The sequence below is a fragment of the Sinorhizobium numidicum genome (assembly GCF_029892045.1).
GTDB lineage: Bacteria > Pseudomonadota > Alphaproteobacteria > Rhizobiales > Rhizobiaceae > Sinorhizobium > Sinorhizobium numidicum.
Genome location: NZ_CP120368.1, coordinates 3,656,461 through 3,678,659 on the forward strand (window position 1 = coordinate 3,656,461; position 22,199 = coordinate 3,678,659).

A 22,199-nucleotide genomic window follows, 5' to 3' on the forward strand; every position below is an offset into this window, starting at 1 on the left:
AGGTCGGATCGACCTAAAATCATGAACGTGATCGATTCTAGTAAGTTAGCGCGAGATGCGGGCGGAAAACCGCGCACACTTTTCCTCATCCCGCGCTAGCAATTGAAGGCTCTGAGGAACGCATCACCCCCCAAACACGACCAGCAAATCCTTGGCATCGATCTGGTCGCCGGCCCTGACCAGCACTTCGGCGATCACGCCGTCCTTTTCGGCGTGCAGCGCCGTCTCCATCTTCATCGCCTCGATCGAGAGCAGCACGTCGCCGGCCTTGACTGGCTGGCCGGTGACGACCGCGACGGTCGAGATCACGCCCGGCATCGGCGCGCCGAGGTGGGCGGCATTGCCGAGCTCGGCCTTGCGGCGGATGGCGGTCGAGGCGCCGCGGTTGCGGTCGGGCACCTTGATCGAGCGCGGCTGGCCGTTCAGCTCGAAGAACATCTTGACCATGCCCTTCTCATCGATCTCGCCCTGCGCCTGGTTGAGGATGACCAGCGTCTTGCCCTTCTCGAGGTCGGCGAAGAGCTCTTCGCCCGGTGCCATGCCGTAGAAATAGGCGGGCGTCGGCAGCACGCTGACCGGGCCGTAGGTCTCGCAGGCGATCGCATAGTCGGTGAAGACCTTCGGATACATCAGATAAGAGGCGAACTCGAAGTCGCTCAAGCTCCGCCCGAGTTTCTCCTCGATACCTTTACGCTCCGCGTCGAGATCGGCATCTGCCAAGAGCGAGCCGGGACGAACCGTGTAGGATGTCTCGCCTTTGAGCGCCTTCTTCTGCAGCGCTTCCGGCCAGCCGCCCGGCGGCTGACCGAGATCGCCCTTGAGCATCGAGACGACCGATTCCGGAAAGGCGATGTCCTTGGCCGGGTTCTCGACGTCGGCAACGGTCAGGTCCTGGCTAACCATCATCAAGGCCATATCGCCGACGACCTTCGACGATGGCGTCACCTTGACGATATCGCCGAACATCTGGTTGGCATCGGCATAGGCCTGCGCCACTTCGTGCCAACGGGTCTCGAGCCCCAGCGAACGTGCCTGTTCCTTGAGGTTGGTAAACTGGCCGCCAGGCATCTCGTGCAGATAGACTTCCGAAGCCGGTCCCTTGAGGTCGCTTTCGAAGGCGGCGTATTGGTGGCGCACCGCCTCCCAATAGAAGGAGATGCGGCGGATCCATTCCGGATCAAGGCCGGGATCGCGATCCGAGCCGCGCAAGGCCTCGACGATCGAGCCGAGGCAGGGCTGCGAGGTGTTGCCCGAGAGCGCGTCCATCGCCGCATCGACGACATCGACGCCGGATTCGACGGCGGCGAGCACCGTCGCCGCGGCAATGCCGGACGTATCGTGCGTGTGGAAATGGATCGGCAGATCGGTTGCTTCTTTCAGCGCCTTGAACAGCACCCGCGCGGCGGCAGGCTTCAGCAGCCCGGCCATATCCTTGACGGCGATGATGTGGGCGCCGGCTTTTTCCAGTTCGGCCGCAAGCGCGGTGTAATATTTGAGATCGTATTTCGGCCGGGCGGAGTTGAGGATGTCGCCGGTATAGCAGATCGCCGCCTCGCAGATCTTGTTTTCTTCGGCGACCGCGTCGATCGCCACGCGCATGTTCTCGACCCAGTTTAGGCAGTCGAAGACGCGGAAGACGTCGATGCCGCCTCTCGCAGCCTGGCGGACGAAGTATTTGACGACATTGTCGGGATAGTTCTTGTAGCCGACGCCGTTGGCGCCGCGCAAAAGCATCTGCAAGAGCAGGTTCGGCGCGCCCTCGCGCACCATCGCCAGCCGCTCCCACGGATCTTCCGTCAGGAAGCGCATTGAAACGTCGAAGGTGGCGCCGCCCCAGCATTCGAGCGAGAAGAGGTTCGGCAAGGCCCGCGCGTAAGTGCCGGCAATGCGGGCGATGTCATAGGTGCGCATGCGGGTTGCGAGCAGCGACTGGTGGCCGTCGCGCATCGTCGTATCGGTGATCAGCACCTGCGGCTGTGCCTTGACCCATTCGGCAAACTTCTTCGGCCCGAGCTGATCGAGGAGTTGCTTGGTGCCCGGCTTTACCTCGGCGCCAATGAACGGCACGACGGGCGCGGCGATATCGTCCGACGGCTGCGGCCGGCCCTTCGCCTCCGGATGGCCGTTGACGGTGACGTCGGCGAGATAGGTCAAGAGCTTGGTGGCGCGGTCCTGACGCTTGACCTGCTGGAACAGTTCCGGCGTCGTATCGATGAAGCGCGTCGTGTAGCTGTTGTCGTGGAACTTCGGGTGGCTGATGATCGCTTCGAGGAAGGTGAGGTTGGTCGCAACCCCGCGGATGCGGAATTCCCTGAGCGCCCGGGTCATCCGCTGGATCGCCTCGTCCGGATTCGGCGCCCAGGCGGTCACCTTTTCCAAGAGCGGATCGTAGTAGCGGGTGATCACCGCGCCGGAATAGGCGGTACCGCCGTCGAGCCGGATGCCGAAGCCGGTGGCGCCGCGATAGGCGGTGATACGGCCATAGTCCGGAATGAAGTTCTGCTCCGGGTCTTCCGTGGTGATGCGGCACTGCAGCGCATGGCCGTTGAGGCGGATGTCCTCCTGGCGGGGAACGCCCGATTCCGGCGTACCGATCGCGTAGCCGTCGAGGATATGGATCTGCGCCTTGACGATGTCGATGCCGGTGACGACTTCTGTCACCGTGTGCTCGACCTGGATGCGCGGATTGACCTCGATGAAGTAGAACTTGCCGGTGTCCGCATCCATCAGATACTCGACCGTGCCGGCGCCGATATAGTTGGTCGCCTCGGCGATCTTCTTCGAATAGGCGGCAAGCTCCTCGCGTTGCGCGGCGGTCAAATAGGGAGCGGGTGCACGCTCGACGACCTTTTGGTTGCGCCGCTGGATCGAGCAGTCGCGCTCGAAGAGATGGACGACATTGCCGTGCGTGTCGCCGAGGATCTGGCTTTCGACATGGCGGGCGCGCTCGACGAGCTTTTCGAGATAGACCTCGTCCTTGCCGAAGGCGGCCTTGGCTTCGCGCTTGGCCTCGGTCACCTCGCGCGCGAGATCCTTGCGCTCGCGAATCGCCCGCATGCCGCGGCCGCCGCCGCCCCAGGAGGCCTTCAGCATCACCGGATAGCCGATCTCCTCGGCCATCTTCGCGACTTCGCTCATATCGTCCGGCAGCGGATCGGTGGCCGGCACGACCGGCACGCCGATCGAGATCGCGAGGTTGCGGGCGGCCACCTTGTTGCCGAGCTGGCGCATAGTCTCCGGCTTCGGACCGATGAAGGTTATGCCGTTCGCCGCGCAGGCCTCGGCGAATTCCGGGCTTTCCGACAAGAGCCCGTAGCCGGGATGGATGGCATCGGCGCCGGAAAGCTTGGCGACCCGGATCACCTCGTCGATCGACAGATAGCTCTCGATCGGCCCGAGATCACGCGCGAGATGCGGACCGCGCCCGACCTGATAGCTCTCATCCGCCTTGAAGCGGTGCAGCGCCAATTTGTCCTCCTCAGCCCAGATCGCGACCGTTTTCAGCCCCAGCTCATTGGCCGCGCGGAAGACGCGGATGGCAATTTCGGAACGGTTCGCAACAAGGATCTTCGAGATGGACAAGTCGGACTCCTCATGACTTGAAAACGCGGGAATGCTGCACCCGCGAAATAAAGTATTAGCGAGTCACCGGATGAAGTGCAATTTCAGATGCGACACGAAACCTAACCCTTTGGGTCAGGAGATCAGGCCCAGACGGAAGGCGATGGCGACGACGTGGTGCCGATTCTTGGCCTTCAGTTTTTCCTGAATGCCGTTCATGTACCAGTCAACCGTATGGCTCGAAATGTCGAGAACCTTGCCGATGTCGTTCGAGGTCATACCGTCTGCAAGATAGTTCAGCGCTTCCATTTCCCGCCGTGTCATCTGCACCTCGACGCGCGACACGAGCTCGGCCATGATTTCCGGATCGGTGAGTTCGAGCAGCTTCCAGAACAGCCTCTTGGCGATCGCGTCGAAAAGGCTCAATTCCACCGGGCTGAGATCGACCACCCGGCCACCGACCGTGAGATTGCCCATCAGGCCGCGCCGGCCGTGCACCGGGAAGATATAGCCGTCAAAGAGGCCGTGATTGCGCGCCTCGACCATCATGCTTTCCATGCGCTTGCGGTGGGGATCCGAGCGGAAGGCGACGAGCGTGTCGCGCCAGCGGAAGCCGCGCTGCGCATGCCCGAGGTAACGGATCGTCGGATCGATGACGACGTATTTCTTGCGGATGTAGATCTGCGGCCAGCCATCCGGCCATCGGCCGGCAAGCAGCAATCTCAGCGGGTTCTCGTTCGGTTTCGGCTGACGCACGATGCCGTAGAAGTCGAAGCCGCAGCGATCGAGGAGCCGCTCGAACTCGGGCAGGATCTCTTCTCGTGTCTTCATCTCCTCCAGAAGCGCCAGAAACTGTACGAGCAACGTTATATTCATGGAACACCTTCAGGTCAGATCGATCAGCGCAGCGCCTCAGAAAACTACATGAACGGGCCGTTCAGAAGCCGTTCATGTTGCAACCGCGATAATTCTTCTTATCACGCCCGGTCTTGGACGAAACCTGCAAAAAATCGGAGTCGAGGCACGACGATAGTGAACGATGGATTATCCCGCCAATCCTCCCTTGGAAAGAGATAGTCCGGCCGTCTGAACTGTCCGCTCACGGTTTTCCTGCAGGTTTTCGCAAGACCATCACGCGCGGCTTTGTCGGTCTCGCGAGGTGGAAGAAACGCCATCCTTGTCGAGACTGCCGGAGGCGCAACGCAATTGCCGCATTGAAACGCTATTGCGGCGCAATATCCGATGCCCAGAAGGGGTGAGACAGTGTCTTTATTCCAAGTGTATGCAAGAGCCCTTCAGTATCTTGCTGTTCACAAACTCCGCGTTGGTGCGATCGTCATCGCCAACATCGTGCTTGCCATCATCACGATTGCGGAACCGATCCTGTTCGGCCGCATCATTGACGCGATTTCATCGAAAGGCGAGGTCACGCCGATGCTGCTCATGTGGGCAGGATTCGGGGTGTTCAACACGATCGCCTTCGTTCTCGTCGCCCGCGAGGCGGACCGTCTCGCACATGGGCGCCGCGCCACACTGCTGACGGAAGCGTTCGGACGGATCGTTTCCATGCCGCTTTCCTGGCGCAGCCAGCGCGGTACCTCCAACGCCCTGCATACGCTGCTGCGCGCCTGCGAGACGCTTTTCGGTCTCTGGCTCGAATTCATGCGGCAGCACCTGGCGACGGCGGTGGCCCTGATCCTGTTGGTGCCGACGGCCTTCGCGATGGATTTCCGCTTGTCGATCGTCCTTGTCGTGCTCGGCGCGGCCTACGTGCTGATCAGCAAGGCGGTGATGAACCGCACAAAGGAAGGCCAGGCTTCGGTGGAGAACCATTACCACACGGTTTTCTCCCACGTCTCCGACGCGATCAGCAACGTCTCCGTCGTTCATAGCTACAACCGCATCGAGGCGGAGACGCGCGAACTGAAGAAGTTCACCGAACGGCTGATCTCCGCACAGCTTCCGGTGCTCGATTGGTGGGCGCTGGCGAGCGCGCTCAACCGCATGGCGTCCACCATTTCGATGATGGCGATCCTTGTGATCGGCACCATTCTGGTGCAGCGCGGCGAGCTCGGCGTCGGTCAGGTGATCGCTTTCATCGGCTTCGCCAACCTGCTGATCGGCCGTCTAGACCAGATGAAAGCCTTCGTTACCCAGATCTTCGAGGCCCGCGCCAAGCTTGAGGACTTCTTCCAGCTCGAAGATTCGGTGCGCGAACGCGAGGAACCGGCCGGGGCCAAGGAACTGACCGGCGTCGTCGGCGAAGTCGAGTTCCGCGACGTTTCCTTTGACTTCGCCAACTCGGCCCAGGGTGTGCGCAATGTCTCGTTTACAGCGAAGGCCGGCCAGACGATCGCCATCGTCGGACCGACCGGCGCCGGCAAGACGACGCTCGTCAATCTGCTGCAGCGCGTCCACGAGCCCAAGCATGGCCAGATCCTGATCGATGGCGTCGATATCTCGACCGTCACCCGCAAGTCGCTGCGTCGGTCGATCGCGACCGTCTTCCAGGACGCGGGTCTGATGAACCGCTCGATCGGCGACAACATCCGGCTCGGCCGTGACGACGCTTCGTTGGAAGAGATCATGGCGGCCGCCGAAGCTGCAGCCGCGAGCGACTTCATCGAAAGCCGCCTCAATGGCTATGACACGGTCGTCGGTGAACGCGGCAATCGCCTGTCGGGTGGCGAACGCCAGCGCGTCGCCATCGCCCGCGCAATCCTCAAGAACGCGCCGATCCTCGTCCTCGACGAGGCGACCAGCGCGCTCGACGTGGAGACCGAGGCCCGCGTCAAGGATGCGATCGATGCGCTGCGCAAGGATCGCACGACCTTCATCATCGCCCACCGGCTCTCGACGGTGCGCGAGGCCGATCTGGTCATCTTCATGGATCATGGCCGGGTCGTCGAGATGGGTGGCTTCAACGAACTCAGCCACAGCAACGGACGCTTTGCGGCCCTGCTGCGTGCAAGCGGCATCCTCACGGACGAGGATGTTCGCAAGAGCCATACCGCGGCCTGACGCCCTCTTCGGATCACCGCACGATAAAAATGCCCCGGACGCGTCCGGGGCATTTTTCGTATCCAGGACAGGCATACAGATTCCGAGCGACGCAAGCGCCCGACGGCGACGGCCAGTGAGATCGTCTCCCACGGAAGGAGGGCCCATTGCATCGTTCTTAAATCGGAACCGATTTAAGGATAAGACCATGCAGCAATTCAAAAGTATTACAGCGACCTTTGTGCGTCTGAAAAGACGCACGGCGCTGTAGCTCGATACCTGATATTCCCTGCGCCTGCTGAAGACTCAATATCCGCCTCTGTTGCGGCTCCTTGGATCATCCACCACCCTCTCTCGATAGATATCTCCCTGTCTCGCTTTCGCGCGCCAAGGACGGGCCCTTTGAAGCGGAATTTCATATGCGGGATCGTTCCGGTCGAGCGTTGCAAGTGCCAAGTCAGCTTCAAAGGATTCCGAGCATCGGCTAATCCATTTTCCATCGGGGCCGATTACTCCCGCCGTCCCTTGATGGGCGGTTTGCGCTTGCGTGGCTGCACTTATCCAGAGGCAGTTCAGCCCTGCGTACACCTGCAGTGCGATTTGAAAGCAGGAGGGTATGCCATAGGAGGAGAAGAGAACCGCATCGACCCCGATCGGTCATACACGGCGAATATCTCCGGAAACTGGCACTCGATGCACACCGCGCAGCCAAAACGGTAGCCATCGACATCAAAGGTGATGGGTTTCACTCCTGGCGTGTACCAGCCCCCCAGTTCGGAGTTCGACAGGAATCTCTTGTCGTACCTCGTCCGCAACGTGCCGGTGTCGTCGATAACGTAGAGGCTGTTGTGAGGTGGATGGGCCTCAGCGAGACGATGCGCAGCGCCAACGACCGAATATACGGAACTCTGCGCAAACTCCGGCTATTGAGCGAAGCTCGAATTCCTGTTGATCCCAGTCGAATTCACGCCAATGATCGGGGGTTCTAATATGGGCCTTCGCATAACCTGAGAGTGCGCCTTCGCAACGATGATCAATCGCGCGCCTTGATGCGCAGCGCGCTTGAGCATCTCGCATATCGCAGTTCCATTAGCCGAAATCTCCGGCAAGACGTTGGTCTGTGCTGTCGCCACTTTAAACGATGCGCCCCCTTGCCCGCGAATCAACAATCCACCGGACTCATAACGTCGACAAGCGCCCCCTCATGATCCAGATCGACGAAATCATCCGATCTGTATCTCTTTACGCCGCGCGCAGCGGTTTCCTGACGGCCACCTCTTTCAGCCAATCGAGGTAATAGGCATAGACGAAATGGAGGCCTATGCCGACGAGCACGAACAGCGAGCCGATGAGCGGGTTTCTGCCGGTAACGAACAGCAGCACCTGGCCGGCCATGGCAAGGATTGTGCCGAAGATGAAGACCTCCAGGGAATGTCGGCCGATCATCACCAGCGGATGATTGCTGTCGAGCCGCGTCAGCCGGCTGACGAACGGGATGATCGCGAGAAGATAGCCGAGTGCCAGAACGTGAAGAAGCCGTGTCAGCGACAGGAACGTCTTGTCGAAGCCGGTCAGGACCGCCGGCAGCCCGAACGAGAAATCGAGATTCCACCAGGAAAACAGCACCCAGAAACCGGAAATCAGCAGATAGAGGGCCGAAAGTCCGACCAGCCAGCGGCTTCGCGGCAAGCGGCCGCCGCTCCGGGCGTGGCTCATGCACAGAATGCCGATCACGAAGAGAAACTGCCAGGACCAGGGATTGAGGAACCAGTAGCCCTCGTCGAGGAAATTGTACGGGACGAGCTTGAAACAGCCTGCGGCGAGCCAAAGCCCTGCCGAGAGCACGAACAGCAGTCGCGGGCGGACCACATTCAGCCATAGCAAGCCTGGCAGCATCAGGAACAAGACCGCATACATCGACAGGATGTTGTTGTAGCCGAGCTGGTGGCCGAGAAGGACCATGGCGACGATACCCTGCTCCGCCTGCTCGACGATCGGCCGGATGTTGATTTCTCCTATCAGGTCCTGGCGGCCGAAATAGAGCGCGCCACCGGCGAAAATCGCCAATGTGACGACGCTCGTCATGATATGCGCAACGTAAAGCGTTAGCGCCCGCCGCCAGATCTTCAGCGTCAAAGCCAGCCGCGCGCCGGCGACGAACTTGCCGCCATAGGCCGCGCCGACGGAAAGCCCGGAAATCAGCACGAAGGCTTCGGCCGAATCCGAGAAGCCGTAGTTTTTGTGTGTCAGGTATTCGAGATACTGCCCCGGCACATGGTTGATGAAGATGGTCAACAGGCAGAGTGCCCGGAAAACATCGAGGCGTGTATCGCGCTCCGTCGGAACCGAGTGGGCGACCTTGATCTGGTCCTTACCGCCCCCAAAAGTCTTTTGCAGCATGCGGTCTGATATCCGGGATTTGGCGCCCCGCCCCACCCCTGTTGAAACCGGGCGCCGTCACGCCCGGGTAAGATCCGGGAACGCCTCGGCGCCGTGGATGAAGCACGACCCGAAACGAGGGATCGCGGCACGAGATCACATCTATGCTTTGGCTTGATTTCGACACAAATCATACACGTGATCTATTCTCGTAAGTTAGAGCGGGATTCGGGCGGAAAACCGCACACTTTCCTCATCCCGCTCACTGCATGGTTTCTTGAATCGGAACCGATTTAAGAACGAAATCATGCAGCAATTCAGAGTGCTACAGCGACCTATGCGCGTCTGAAGAGATGCGCGGCGCTGTAGAACTGAGCGGCAAAAAAACCGGCCTTGCCCTTGCGGAAACAAAGCCGGTTTCGCTTCATGCTCAATTCCGGCAGTTACAACAAAACGCCTTCATGCGCGTTTTTTGTGACACTATTATTGACGCTGACGACCGGCTCGCCACTTTTCTCGTCGCGATGGACGGAAATTTGGTGCGTGGCACCGTTCAATTTGACCTCGGCCGAATAGCCGGCCCATTCTGCAGGCAGTACCGGTCGAATAACCAGTCTTTTCCCTTCCTGGCGAATCCCGAGTATGCCCTCGACGCCGGCGCGGTAGAGCCAGCCGGCCGATCCGGTATACCAAGTCCAGCCGCCGCGGCCGGCAAGCTCGCCTTCGCCGTAGATGTCGGCGGCTACGACATAGGGTTCGACCCGATAATGCTCGGCCTCGTCGCGGCTGAGCGCGTGCGATACGGGGTTCAGCATGCAGAAGGTACGCCAGGCTTCTTCCGCCCGTCCCTGGGCGGCAAAGGCCAGCACGACCCAGGTCGCCGCGTGGGTGTACTGGCCGCCGTTTTCACGCACGCCCGGCGGGTAGGCCTTGATGTAGCCGGGGTCCTGCTCCGCCGTCTCCAACGGTGGCGTGAAGAGCCGGACGATGCGTTTTTCCGGGTCGACGAGCTCCGCCATCACCGCGTCCATGGCGCGCTTCGAGCGGTCTGCATCGCCCTCGCCTGAAAGCGTGCTCCACGACTGGGCAATCGAATCGATCCGGCACTCGCGATTTCCCGCGGACCCGAGCGGTGTGCCGTCATCGTAGTAACCGCGACGATAGTAATCGCCATCCCAGCCCGCCTGCTCGAGCGCATGTTTCAAGGCTTCGAGATGCGTCTCCCAAAGCGCCACGCGCGGCTCGTCCTTTCGCTCCACAGCATGCGGCAGGAATGCCCGCAGCGCACCGGCCAGGAACCAGCCGAGCCAGACGCTCGTGCCCTCTCCCGCTTCACCGACGCGGTTCATGCCGTCGTTCCAGTCGCCGCCGAGAATAAGCGGCAGTCCGTTGGCGCCCTTGCGGCTGATCGCGAGATCGAGCGCCCGAGCGCAATGCTCGTAGATATCGGCCAGTTCGTCCGCGGGCTCGGGGTTGTAGAAGCTGTCGTGCTGACCCTCTTCGACCGCCGGCCCGGTAATGAACGGGACCTTTTCTTTGAGGATATCCAATGTCCCGGTAACCGCGCAATAATGCGCGACCGCATAGGCCAGCCAGACGACGTCGTCGGAAATCATCGTTCGAACGCCGGCACCGGTGCCGGGAAGCCACCAATGCTGGACGTCACCTTCGACGAACTGCCGTGCAGCCGCGTTGAGGATCTGCGCGCGCGCGAGTTCCGGCCTGTGCGTGAGGAAGGCCAGCGTATCCTGCAACTGGTCGCGGAAGCCATAGGCGCCGCTTGCCTGGTAAAAGGCCGAGCGTGCCATGATCCGGCATCCGAGGCTCTGGTATGGGAGCCAATGGTTGATCATGTGGTTGAAGGCCCCGTCGGGCGTCTCGACCTTCACGACACCGGTGAACTCGCTCCAGAACGCCTTCGCAGCGTCCAGTGTGGTATCGAAGGCGCCGCCGCGTAGCTCGGCAAGAATCGCCTGTACCTGGTCAGCATTATCGGTGTCGCCGAGGAAGAAGGTGACCTGCCGCTCGACGCCCGGTTCAATGGTGAGATCGGTCGCAAGCGCCGCGCAGACATCGCCGTCGGCCTCGGTCGAGCCGGTCAGGTCTATGCCGGAGAGGACCGCCTGCGGAGCGAGAATTCCGCCTGCGCGGCCAAGGAATTCCCGCCGGCTCGCCGTAAAGCCGGCAACCTCGGCATCGACGGCGAGAAACGCCGACCGGCCCGCATAGTCGATGCTGTACGGATTGGTCGCAACCAGCGCCTCGGACGCCTCCTGCCAATCGGTGAGCACGAACGGAGCCGTCCGGCCGCGATTGCTGCCGAGAACCCATTCGGCATAGCCGTAGATTCGAAGCTGACGGGCAGCGGAACCGCGGTTGCGGATCGACAGCCGCACAAGCTTGACCGGCAAGGTCGCGTGCACGGTGTGCGCCGCTTCGATCTCGAGCTCGTCCTGCGTGCTACGGAAAAGCGAATATCCGAGGCCGTGGCGAGCCTCGAACAGGACGGACTGGCGCCGCGACAGGGCCGCATAAGGCGTCATGACCGAGCCGTTGGCCATGTCCCGGAGGAAGATAGCCTCACCCGGGCGGTTGACGACGGCGTCATTCGTCCAGGGGGTAAGCTGGTAGTCGCGCGAGTTCTGGCTCCAGGAGAAGGCCGCGCCCTCGGCTGAGACATGAAAGCCGAATTGCTCGTTGGAAATGACGTTGATCCACGGGTGCGGCGTAGCCTCGCCGCCGCGCAGCCGTACGACATATTCGCGGCCGTTGTCGGAGAAACCTCCGAAACCGTTCCAGAACTCGAGGCCGTCGCCGGTGACATGGGCGAGCGCTCGTTCCCCTGGCTCCTGCATCGCCGGCACCAGCATCTGCGTGCGCTCGGCCGCTTTTGCCGAAGGCTTCGAATAGAGCGCGGTGGCGCGGGCGATCTGATCGGAGATCGTACCGTTGCGGGCATGGAAGACGGCGCGCGACGCCGAAAGCAGCGTCGACCAGGTTTCCGCCTCCATAAGGTCGCGGCGCACGGCGAAGATGTGCTGGCGCGGGCCGTCCGAAAGGCCGCGAAGCCTCAGGTTCTCGCACATGGAATCAAGCGTATGCTGCAGGTCCTGCGCGTAAGAGGACGCCCGTTCGTTGATGATCACCAGATCGGCGGTGATGCCGCGTGCCCTCAGATACTCCTGCGCACGCAGGGCCTCGCGGGCGATTCCGAGATCGCCTTCGTCGTTGATCCGCAGGCAGAAGATCGGAAAATCGCCCGAGATCGCCAGCGGCCAAAGCGCCGCCTGGGAGGCCAGCCCGCTCTTGATCGTCACTGTGTCCGCGCGAAGGTGCATGTCCGGATAGACCAGATAGCGGCCGAGCATCTGGAAGCTTGCCGCCTCCTGCGAGGTGATCCCGACATGGCGCATCTGCACCTGGCTACGGGTCCAGGCGTGGATCAATTCATGATTGAAGGTTTCCGGATGCCGGTAGCGGTCGATCGCTCGATCGATCGACTCGCGGTTGGGCGCGGCAATCGTCCAGAAGATGACGCTCACCTTCTTGCCTGCCGGGACGCGCACGACGCGGCGAAGCGCCATGATCGGATCCAGCGTGAAGCCGTCAGTTCCCGAAAGAGAGACGCCCGGGTCGAAGGCGGCAGCCTCCGAAAGCGTCCGCCCTTGGCCGATGAAGCGCCGGCGATCGGTTTCCGCTTGCGTATGACGATCGCTGCCGGCGTTGTCGGTGACGAGGTGCGCGACCTCCATATCGGGATCGCCGGGACTGCGCTTGTTGCGCGAGACTCGAATGATATCGCCCTGCCGGCTGATTTCTGTGCGGACGAACATCTTCGAAAAGGCCGGATGGGCACTATCAGCTTCATCCATCGCAAGCACGGGTTCGGCATAGGAGGTCACTTCGATGAACCTGTCTTCCGTGCCCGTGTTGAGCAGGATAACCCGACGGCCTTCCGCGTCGTGCTCGGTGGCGACGATGCATTCCACTTCGCTTGTCAGATCGCCGACGACCTTCACGAACTCGGCCTTGTCGTCTCCGAAGCGGGTCATGGTCTTTTCGCCCGCGGCGCGCCGCGGCTCTGCCGTCGCCGACCACCAGTCTCCGGTGACGGTATCGCGCAGGAAGACGAAGGTTCCCGTCCTGTCTTCGACTGGATCCGGCTTCCATCGGGTGACGGACTGGCCGTTCCAGCGCGCATAACCTGCTCCGGTCGCCGTGAGCATGATCGAATAATGACCGTTCGAGAGGAACACCGTTTCGCGATCCTGCACCAGCGGGTCCTCAATGGCGCGGACTTCGGGTCGCAGGAGTTCGGCCTGGCCCTTGCCGAGCGATTCCGGCTCCCGCTTGGCAGCCATCACCGGAATGTCGCGCGGCGCCTTTTCCTGCAGCAGCAATTCGGCCGCCTCGATGACGGGATCGGCATGGAACCACTCGCGCAGCCGCCCGTTGAAGACGACGTTCGCGACAGCCGCAATCGACATGCCGTGATGGTGGGCATAATAGTTGCGCACCACGGCGCATTTCTGCCCTTCCGGCACACGCGTCGGCGTGAAATCCACGGCGTCGTGAAAACCGTAGTTGCCGAGAGCGCCGAATCCCCGCAAGCGCTTCAGATTGGCGAGCGCCGCCTTCGGATCATACATGCAGGCAAGAATCGACGCGTAGGGGGCGATGACCGCATTCTGCCCAAGCCCGCGTTTGAGCCCGAGGGTCGGCACGCCGAAATTCGTGTATTGATAGGTCAGCTCGTGGTCGCGCGCATTGAACGCGGCCTCGGAGATGCCCCATGGTGTTCCGAGGCGCCGGCCGTGGTTGACCTGTTCCTGCACCACCAGATTGTTGGTCTGGTTGAGAATGCTGCCCTGCCGCTCTTGCATGACCAGCGGCGGCATCAGATATTCGAACATCGAGCCGGACCAGGAGACGAGCGCGCCGCGCGCGCCGATCGGCACGATCGGACGGCCGAGCTTGTACCAGTGCTCGGTCGGCAGATCTCCCTTGGCGATCGCAAAAAGGCTCGTTAGTCGGGCCTCGGATGCCAGCAGATCGTAGCAGGCTTCGTCCAGCTCGTTGGCGTTTATCCGGTAGCCGATCGACAGCAGCCGCCGCTCCGGCCGGAAAAGAAAGCTGAAATCCATCGAGAAGGCGAGGTCTCGGGCGCGGTCCTTGAGAACCAGCAGGCGCCGACGCAGCGCCTCGATCGCACTAAGGTCGAACACGCCGTCGGCGATATGCGCCTCGCAGGTAGCCACCAGGGAACCCGCCCAATTCACCACCTCTGCGCTTAGAGCGGTGCGCACCTCGTGATCGAGATTGACGGTCAGCTTGTGCATGTCGCGCGCCAGCACCGCCAGATTGATCACTCGGATGGACGCGAATTCATGCTCGCGCTTGACCGCGGCAAGGGCATTTTGGAAACCGACGATCCGCTCTTCTATCAAGCGCCGCAGCGGCCGCACGGTCTTGCGATCGTCAGGAAGATCATCCAGAACCTCAGAGAGGATGGTGGCAACGTCGCCGATGCCGTCGAGATTGCCCTGTACGTGAGCGGAGGGCGCCTCGGCCCATTCCCGGCACATCGATGAAACCGCAATCAAATGTCCGGCAAGATTGCCGCTGTCGACGGACGAAACATAGCGCGGCTCCATCGGTTCCAGCGATCGGGTGCGGTACCAGTTGAACAGATGGCCGCGGTATTTCGGCATGCGGTCGATGGTGGCGATAGTCTGTTCGAGCCGCGTGATGCTTTCCTCGAAGCCGATCCAGCCGAAGTCGCGCGCGGACATGACCGACAGCAGATAGACGCCGATATTCGTTGGCGAGGTGCGTTCCGCCAGCACCGCCTGCGGCGTTTCCTGGAAATTGTCCGGCGGCAGGAAGCTCTGCTCGACGGTGACAAAGGTCTCGAAGTAGCGCCACGTCCGCCGCGCGATCTTGCGCATCTCCTCGATCGCCTCATCGGAAACGACGAGCTGGTCTTCCGTCTCCGCCGATTGGCTGACGAACCAGGCGACCGCAGGCGAGAGTGCCCAGAGGAGCGCAAAAGGAATGCCGATGAAAGGCAGTCCCGTATCGGAGACCGCCGCCAGCCCCAGCGAAACGAGCGATAGTGCCGGTGCCGTCCACATCGCCCGGAAATAATCGCCGATCGAGCCGTGACCGGCGCTTTGGACCTGCGCGGCAGTGCGCCATTCAAGCATCAGCTTGCGGCTGACGAAGGTCCGATAGAGCGAACGGACAATCGCATCCGCCATCATCGCAGCATTATGGGCGATGAAGACGATGCGCAGCGCCACCTGGGCATTGGCAGCTCGGATATCCGAGAGCACCGTATGGAGATGCGCCCTGGCGACGATATCGTTGCGCCGCGGCATCAGACCCGAGATGAGCGACAGAGTCGGGGCGACGAACAGGCTGAAGATCAGCACGATCTGCCAGATCAGCGCCTCCGTCGGCTCCATATAATACCAGCCCATGACGGAAGCGGCGAGCCAGGCGCAGGGGATCAGCGACCGGCGCAGGTTGTCGTACATCTTCCATCGACCAATCATCGACAGGCTGTTCGAAGGATTGAAGATGTAGGGAAGCAACTGCCAGTCGCCGCGCGCCCAGCGATGCTGACGCGACATTTCCACTTCATAGCGAATGGGAAAATCTTCGACCAGCTCAACATCGGTTACAAGCGCGCAGCGGACATAGGAGCCTTCGAGCAGGTCGTGGCTGAGCACGGCATTCTCTTCGATCCTGCCCTTGAGGGCTGTTTCGAAGGCATCCACGTGATAGAGCCCCTTGCCAGTGAAGCTGCCTTCGCCGACGATGTCCTGATAGACGTCGGACACGGTGAAGACATAAGGATCGATGCCGCGATTGATGGAGAAGATGCGCTGAAAGGCCGAGGCTTCGCTCCCCGTGGTGAGCGACGCGGCCACCCGAGGCTGCAGCAGACTATAGCCGGCGGCGACCCTTTGTGTCCGGGGATCGACCACCGGCCGGTTGAGCGGGTGATAGAGCTTGCCGACGAGCTTGGTCACCGCATCTCGCATCAGGCGCGTGTCGGAATCGAGCGTCATCACATATTGGACGTCCTCCGGCACCGTGTTGGCGCCCTGCAGGAATGACGTATCACGATCCCCGCGCAGGAGAAGGTTGAGTTCGTGAAGCTTGCCACGCTTGCGCTCCCATCCCATCCACACGCCCTCGGATTCGTTGAACAGCCGGCGGCGGTGCAGCAGGAAAAAGCGCGTTTTGCCGTCGTAGGCATAACGGGCCGCGAGCGAGGCCACTTCGCCCTTGGCGTATTCGAGGACGTCCATGTCGGCGGGCGTTTCCTCGAGCTTGCTGTCTGGCCAGTCGCTGAGGAGCGCAAAACAAATTTCGCCGCGCGGATTGGCGAGATAGTGGACCTCGAGATTGCGCACGAGTTCATCAACGTGATCGCGCTTGGCGATGAGACAGGGCACCACGACCAACGTGCGGGCATCTTCGGGGATACCGTCGAGAAACTCGTAGCCGACGAGCCGTGTCGGTTTGACGAACAGCGTGACCAGCGTGTTGAACAAGCCCATGGCGCCTTCGGACGCCGGCAGGGCGAAGAGCAACAGCATGATCAGCTTCGCTCCGCTTGGAATACCCATCGGGCTGACGAAGGCGTACACCGCGATCATCGCGAGAATGGTCAAGAGAACGTTCGGCCCGGCGATCGCGAACCAATCCAGCTTGCGGGCGAAGCGGACGATGCGCTGAGCCACCGATGGCGAATAGCCGATCCTTGCCTCCAGCCGCTTGCGCTCGTCGCCGACCAGAAAGAAACCGACATTCGGCTCCTGCAGCGGCGCCTCAGCCGCGGCCGCCGCCTTCGCCTCCTCGACCATTTCGATGGCGATCTCAGTCACTTCCTGTTCGCTGTGACCGGAACGGCGGGCGAGCTTCTCGATCGTGTCGCGATATTTGTTGCGCGACCCGAAGTCGAGCGCTGCATAGTCGGTGCCTTCCCGCAGCAAGGCATCGACCTTGCTGACGCTTTCGAACCAGACCGCCCAATCTGTGTCATCGATCTCGCGCAGGCTGCGGATGATATTGCTCATCGTCGCATTGCCGGACGATAGGCGGTTCTGTTCGGCGACCAACGCCTCTTCGACGTCGCTGCCTCTCCTTTCGAGTGTTTCCTCGATCCAGCCGATCACGATGCCCGAAGTCTGGGAACCGTCTCGCATGCGGTAGAGAAGCTGAGCGATGAAGGTGTTGTCGCTCGCAAGAGCTTCGGATTCGGCAAGCAGCTCCCGGCATGTTTCGGGTTCGCTCAGGCGGATGATCTGGTCTGCGACCTCATTCGCCTTCTGGCGCATCCCGCGCGAACGCTCGACGCGGATGGCGATCCGGCGCAGGTTTTCGATGAGAACGAAGCGCAGGATGGAAGGCAGCGCCCACAATTCACCAATCTTCAGGGTCTCGTGCTGCTGGAAGCCCTCGACCATCGCGGTAACGCTTTCCCGCGATACGGTACTGTGGGTGTGGGCGACGTAAAGCCAGGCAAGTGCCATCGTGCGCGGAATGACGATGCCGGAGACCGAGAGCGTCGGCAGTTGACGGTAGAACTTGCGCGGAAAATCGCGCCGGACCTCCTGAATTGCCTCCTCAACGACATGATGGTTGTCGAGCAGCCACTCGGCGGCCGGAGTGATCGAGGCACCGGCTTCGACGTCCGCGGCCGTCGCCCTATAAACGCGGAGAATTTCCTTCTCATTCTCCCGATGCCGCGAACGGAACTCGAATGGAAAGAAGCCCGGCAGAGACGAAATGCCGTTGAGCGCGAGATCCGCACCGCAGGTCCGCAGGTTGTCTAACGAGAAATAGGTCGAGCGGATCGAATCGTTATAATCGATTTGCTTCGCTTCGGGTTCGCGCGGAGAGGTAGGCGGCGTAGTATGCTGGAGCATGGGTGCGTATTCTGATTCCAATCGGGGTTGATCGGCTCGGCTGTCGTTTTTCTGCCGGACTGGTTGCGACTTTGAGGTTTCAAGCGGCGCCGGCGCTTTTCTAGACACGGTCATGTGTCCCCCCATTAGCCGTCATCGTCCCGGTAGCGCGAAGCCGGCGGAAACAGGCGCCGGACCGGGATGTGGACATCGAAGATCGTAAAGCCGACAGCGCGCTGCTCTCACGGCCGCGTGGTGCATGAAAGCGGCATTTTTTAGCCGTAGTGGCGGCCGCTTGCAAGGATTGCGAGCGTCGCTTTGGACGAATTCGGCAAGCCCGGAACGGGAGAAGACGGGTCAGTTGCCACGCTCCCGCCAGCTCAAAAAACGATTCTGTCAAATCCGCCCCTTCCTGGTGCATTGCAGCGTGGCGATCCGGATGTGGAGCCGCGGAAAAAGTTCCATCTCGGATCTCCCCTACTGTGCCGGGTCTTCAACCGACCTGTTCGGTGATCCACTCACGGAAAGCGAGGCTGATCGGATTCTCAAGCTTGCCTTCCGGAATGGCGAGATAGTAGCTGTTTTCGGTCTGCATCGGTCGATCAAGAACAATCCTCAGGGTGCCTGCGGCAAGTTCCTGTTCGATCAGATAGCGAGGCAAAAGGGCAAAACCGAGACCTGCGGTTGCCGCCTCAATCACCATGGAAAACTGGTCGAATCGGTTGCCGCGATAGGCGCCGCGGCCGTCCACGCCATTTGCCTCGAACCATTGCGCCCAGAGCTTGGGCCGAGTAGCGAGATGGAGCAATGGTCCGCCGCCGATATCCTCCGGCGTTTCGATCGGATTTGCTTGCAAAAGCGCCGGGCTGGCCGCCGGAACGATAACTTCGCTGCAGAGATAGCTGCAGGTCGCCCTCGCCCAGACGGGCTGACCGTAGTGGATCGCCAGATCGAAATTCTCCTCGTCGAAATCGAACGGCGCGGAACGGGAGGCGATATTCAGAACCGTGCCGGGACGGCGTCTCAGGAAATCGGGAAGACGGGGCACCAGCCAACGGCTGCCGAAGGTCGGGAGCGACGCGATCGACAAGGTGGAATCGGCACGCGCCGAGGCCATGGCGCGGACCATCAGCTCCTCGGTCTGGTGCAGCAGGCGGCGCACTTCGGGCAGAAACTTCTGCCCCGCGTCAGAAAGGATAACCCTCTGGCGCACGCGCTCGAAGAGAAGGACGCCGAGTTGGGTCTCGAGATCCTTGATCTGGCGGCTGACGGCGCTTTGCGTGAGGTTGAGTTCGGCTGCCGCCTGGGTGAAGCTCCCGTGCCGCGCGGCGCATTCGAAGGCCTGCAGTGTCGTCACGTCGGGAACCAGTCGGCGGCTTAACTTCATTCCAGCCTCGCATCAACATAGTCAGAAGCAGCGCGATCCACGGCCATCCTGTTTCGATATGATCAGAATTAAGAATGACCTTGTCCTTCACCCTTAGCGCGAGGCGAGCCCCAGTGAAAGAGAATAGTTTCGTATCCGCCGACGATATTCGCTCGGCCTTTTCCGCCGCGATGTCCGCGATGTACCGCGAGGAGGTTCCAGCTTACGGCACGCTGATGGAGCTGGTAGCGAAGGTCAATGCCGAGACCTTGGCAACGGATGCCGTCTTGAAGCGGCGCCTGCAGGCGACCGATTCGCTCGATCGCATCTCCGAGGAGCGCCACGGCGCGATCCGTCTCGGCACCCCGGCCGAGCTCTCGACGATGCGCCGCGTCTTCGCGGTCATGGGCATGTATCCGGTCGGCTACTACGATCTTTCGACCGCGGGCGTACCGGTTCACTCGACGGCCTTTCGCCCGGTCGGTGACGCCGCGCTGAAGCGCAACCCGTTCCGCGTGTTCACTTCGCTGCTCAGACTCGAGCTGATCGCCGATGTGAAGCTGCGCGCCGAAGCGGAAGCGATCCTCGGCGAGCGGAACATCTTCATGCCAGGCGCGATCGAGCTTACGGAAAAGGCCGAGCGCGACGGCGGCCTCGATAAGGCCGACGCCGAACGCTTCGTCGCCGAAGCGCTCGAAACCTTCCGCTGGCACGACAAGGCCAATGTCAGCGCCGACATGTACACGCGCCTGCACGATGCGCACCGGCTGATCGCCGACGTGGTGTCTTTCAAAGGTCCGCACATCAATCATCTGACGCCGCGAACGCTGGACATCGACCGGGTGCAGGCGCTGATGCCCGAATACGGCATCGCTCCCAAGGCCGTGGTCGAAGGGCCGCCGACGCGCAACTGCCCGATCCTCTTGCGCCAGACGTCTTTCAAGGCCTTGGAAGAACCGGTTTCCTTCCAGGACGGCGATGGCGGTTGGAAGATCGGCTCGCACACTGCGCGCTTCGGCGAGATCGAACAGCGCGGCATCGCGCTGACGCCCAAGGGACGCGGCCTCTATGACCGGCTGCTCGACCAATCGCGCAAAATCGTCCGTCCCGCCGCCGATGGTTCCAATGCGGCACAATACGAAGCGGCTCTTGCCGAGGCTTTCGGAGCCTTCCCGGACAGTTGGGCCGAAATCCGCGAGGCGGGCCTCGGCTATTTCAGCTATTCTCTGACCGAAAAGGGCCGGCAGACGAAAGTCACGGGCAATCTCGACCTCGGTTCGCTGATCGCCGACGGCCTCGTGCAGTTCGATCCGATCGTCTACGAGGACTTCCTTCCGGTCAGCGCCGCCGGTATCTTCCAATCGAACCTCGGCGACGGCGCACAGCAGGACTTCGTCGCGAGCCCCAACCAGAAGCGCTTCGAGGCCGATCTCGGTGTCGCCGTGCTCAACGAATTCGATCACTATGCCGGAATCGAGCGGGCATCGATCGGGAGCTGCCTTCGGGCTCTGAGCGCCGCCATGGCGGCAGAATGATACGTCGCTAATGATTGAACAGGAACATCTCGACCGGCTGGTGAAGATCCTTGGCGACAAGGGCGTCCTCACGCGTGCCGAAGACATGGAAGCCTACGAGACCGGCGCCCGCTATGATCACGGCCGCGCGGCCGTCGTGCTGCGCCCGGCGACGACCGCGGAGGTGTCGGCCGCGGTTGCCTATTGCGTCGCCAACGGCATCGCTCTCATTCCGCAGTCCGGCAATACCGGCCTGGTTTCCGGATCGACGCCGGACAGTTCCGGCAACGAGGCCGTCCTCAGCCTCGACCGGCTGACCCGGCAGTTCGAGCTCGATCTCGACAATCGTTCGGTGCGAGTCGATGCAGGATTTCGCCTGTCCGACCTCAACCGGCGACTGGAAGAACACGACCTGTTCTTCCCGATCGATCTTGGCGCCGACCCGCGGCTCGGCGGCATGATCGCGACAAATACCGGCGGCTCGCGTTTCCTGAAATACGGGGACGTCCGCCGTAACACGCTGGGCTTGAAGGTCGTGCTCGCCGACCAAACCGGCACGGTACTCGATCTCGACTGCGACCTGCGCAAGAACAATACCGGTGTCGACTGGAAGCAGATTTTCATCGGGACCTCCGGCGCCTTCGGCATCGTCACCGAATGCATGCTCAACCTCGAGCGCGTTCCGAAGCAGACGTCGACGGCGTTTCTGGTGCCGGCGAGCGGCGCTCATGTGCTGCCGCTGCTCAAAGCCATGGAAGAGCGGCTCGGCGCCTATCTCTCGGCCTTCGAAGGCATGTCGAAGAACGCGATCGCCGCCGCCTTTGCGCATGTGCCATCGCTGAAGAATTCATTCCACGGCGGCAATATCCCGGACTATGTGATCCTCGCCGAAATCTCCCGCACCTGGGAACCGCGCGAGGGGGAACAATCGCTCGATGCGGTTCTCGAAACGGTGCTCGCGGAAATATGGGAGACGGAAGAAGCGCCGCTCGCCGACGCTTTCGTCGGGCCGCCGCACGAGACCTGGGCGCTCCGCCATGCGCTTTCGGAAGGCGTGAAGCATCTCGGCAAGCTGATAGCTTTCGATCTTTCCTTCCGCAGGGGTGACATCATGGCCTTCTGCGACCATATGAAGGCGGAAATGCCGGAGAAATTTCCCGGCGTCACCGTCTGCGATTTCGGCCACATTGGCGATGGCGGCGTCCACTTCAACCTGGTCGTTGCGAGGGATAGCTCGCTATTGACCGACGGCAGCTTCGAGCAGCGCCTGCGCGAATGGGTGTTCGCCGTTGCAGTCGAGCAGTATCGCGGCAGTTTCAGCGCGGAACATGCGATCGGCCGCAGCAACCAGGCACTTTACGATTTCTACACACCGGAAAAACTCAAGGACATGGCCGCCGGCCTCAAGACACTCACCTCGCCAGGAAAACTCGGCAGCGTGCGTTTTGGCTAGGTCGT

At 61.6% G+C, this 22,199-nt stretch carries 8 protein-coding genes; 3 read left to right on the forward strand and 5 right to left on the reverse strand.

What is annotated here, in order from left to right; translation table 11 throughout:
* Positions 1–123: 123 nt before the first annotated feature.
* Both pyc and PYH37_RS28780 read right to left on the reverse strand, forming a co-directional pair.
* On the reverse strand, positions 124–3,582 hold the full coding sequence (gene pyc / locus PYH37_RS28775) for a pyruvate carboxylase (RefSeq protein WP_280734898.1): 3,459 nt from the start codon (positions 3,580–3,582) through the stop codon (positions 124–126).
* Between the two features lie 114 nt (positions 3,583–3,696).
* The gene (locus PYH37_RS28780) at positions 3,697–4,437 is read right to left on the reverse strand and encodes a helix-turn-helix transcriptional regulator (RefSeq protein ID WP_280734899.1); all 741 of its coding nucleotides are present in this window, start codon (positions 4,435–4,437) and stop codon (positions 3,697–3,699) included.
* A 387-nt stretch (positions 4,438–4,824) separates the two neighbouring features.
* Here PYH37_RS28780 and PYH37_RS28785 point away from each other — a divergent pair, with 387 nt between their 5' ends.
* Positions 4,825–6,582 carry a glucan ABC transporter ATP-binding protein/ permease gene (locus tag PYH37_RS28785; RefSeq protein ID WP_280736701.1) on the forward strand — a complete coding sequence of 586 codons (1,758 nt, stop codon included), beginning with the start codon at positions 4,825–4,827 and terminating at the stop codon, positions 6,580–6,582.
* Between the two features lie 1,221 nt (positions 6,583–7,803).
* Here PYH37_RS28785 and PYH37_RS28790 read toward each other — a convergent pair.
* From PYH37_RS28790 to PYH37_RS28800, 3 genes are all read right to left on the reverse strand, one after another.
* Entirely contained in the window at positions 7,804–8,961 is a 1,158-nt protein-coding gene (locus PYH37_RS28790) for an OpgC family protein (protein ID WP_280734901.1), read from the reverse strand.
* A gap of 422 nt (positions 8,962–9,383) precedes the next feature.
* Positions 9,384–17,996 (reverse strand): cyclic beta-(1,2)-glucan synthase, encoded by an 8,613-nt coding sequence (gene ndvB, locus PYH37_RS28795; RefSeq protein WP_280736702.1) that lies wholly within the window; start codon positions 17,994–17,996, stop codon positions 9,384–9,386.
* A gap of 358 nt (positions 17,997–18,354) precedes the next feature.
* Positions 18,355–19,248: a LysR family transcriptional regulator gene (locus tag PYH37_RS28800; RefSeq protein WP_280734903.1), complete on the reverse strand. Its 894-nt coding sequence runs from the start codon at positions 19,246–19,248 to the stop codon at positions 18,355–18,357.
* Positions 19,249–19,361: 113 nt separating this feature from the next.
* On the opposite strand from PYH37_RS28800, the gene hglS reads away from it, so the two are divergent.
* The gene (hglS, locus tag PYH37_RS28805) at positions 19,362–20,762 is read left to right on the forward strand and encodes a 2-oxoadipate dioxygenase/decarboxylase HglS (RefSeq protein WP_280734904.1); all 1,401 of its coding nucleotides are present in this window, start codon (positions 19,362–19,364) and stop codon (positions 20,760–20,762) included.
* 10 nt (positions 20,763–20,772) lie between these two features.
* Positions 20,773–22,194, forward strand: coding sequence for an FAD-binding oxidoreductase (locus tag PYH37_RS28810; RefSeq protein ID WP_280734905.1), 1,422 nt, complete (start codon positions 20,773–20,775; stop codon positions 22,192–22,194).
* Positions 22,195–22,199 lie beyond the last annotated feature (5 nt).

What these genes read in the sequence shown, in the direction of transcription:
- PYH37_RS28800 (WP_280734903.1), bottom strand. Translation starts at nt 19,248, where the DNA reads ATGAAGTTAAGCCGCCGACTGGTTCCCGACGTGACGACACTGCAGGCC.
- PYH37_RS28780 (WP_280734899.1), bottom strand. Translation starts at nt 4,437, where the DNA reads ATGAATATAACGTTGCTCGTACAGTTTCTGGCGCTTCTGGAGGAGATG.
- PYH37_RS28810 (WP_280734905.1), top strand. Translation starts at nt 20,773, where the DNA reads ATGATTGAACAGGAACATCTCGACCGGCTGGTGAAGATCCTTGGCGAC.
- PYH37_RS28790 (WP_280734901.1), bottom strand. Translation starts at nt 8,961, where the DNA reads ATGCTGCAAAAGACTTTTGGGGGCGGTAAGGACCAGATCAAGGTCGCC.
- ndvB (WP_280736702.1), bottom strand. Translation starts at nt 17,996, where the DNA reads ATGACCGTGTCTAGAAAAGCGCCGGCGCCGCTTGAAACCTCAAAGTCG.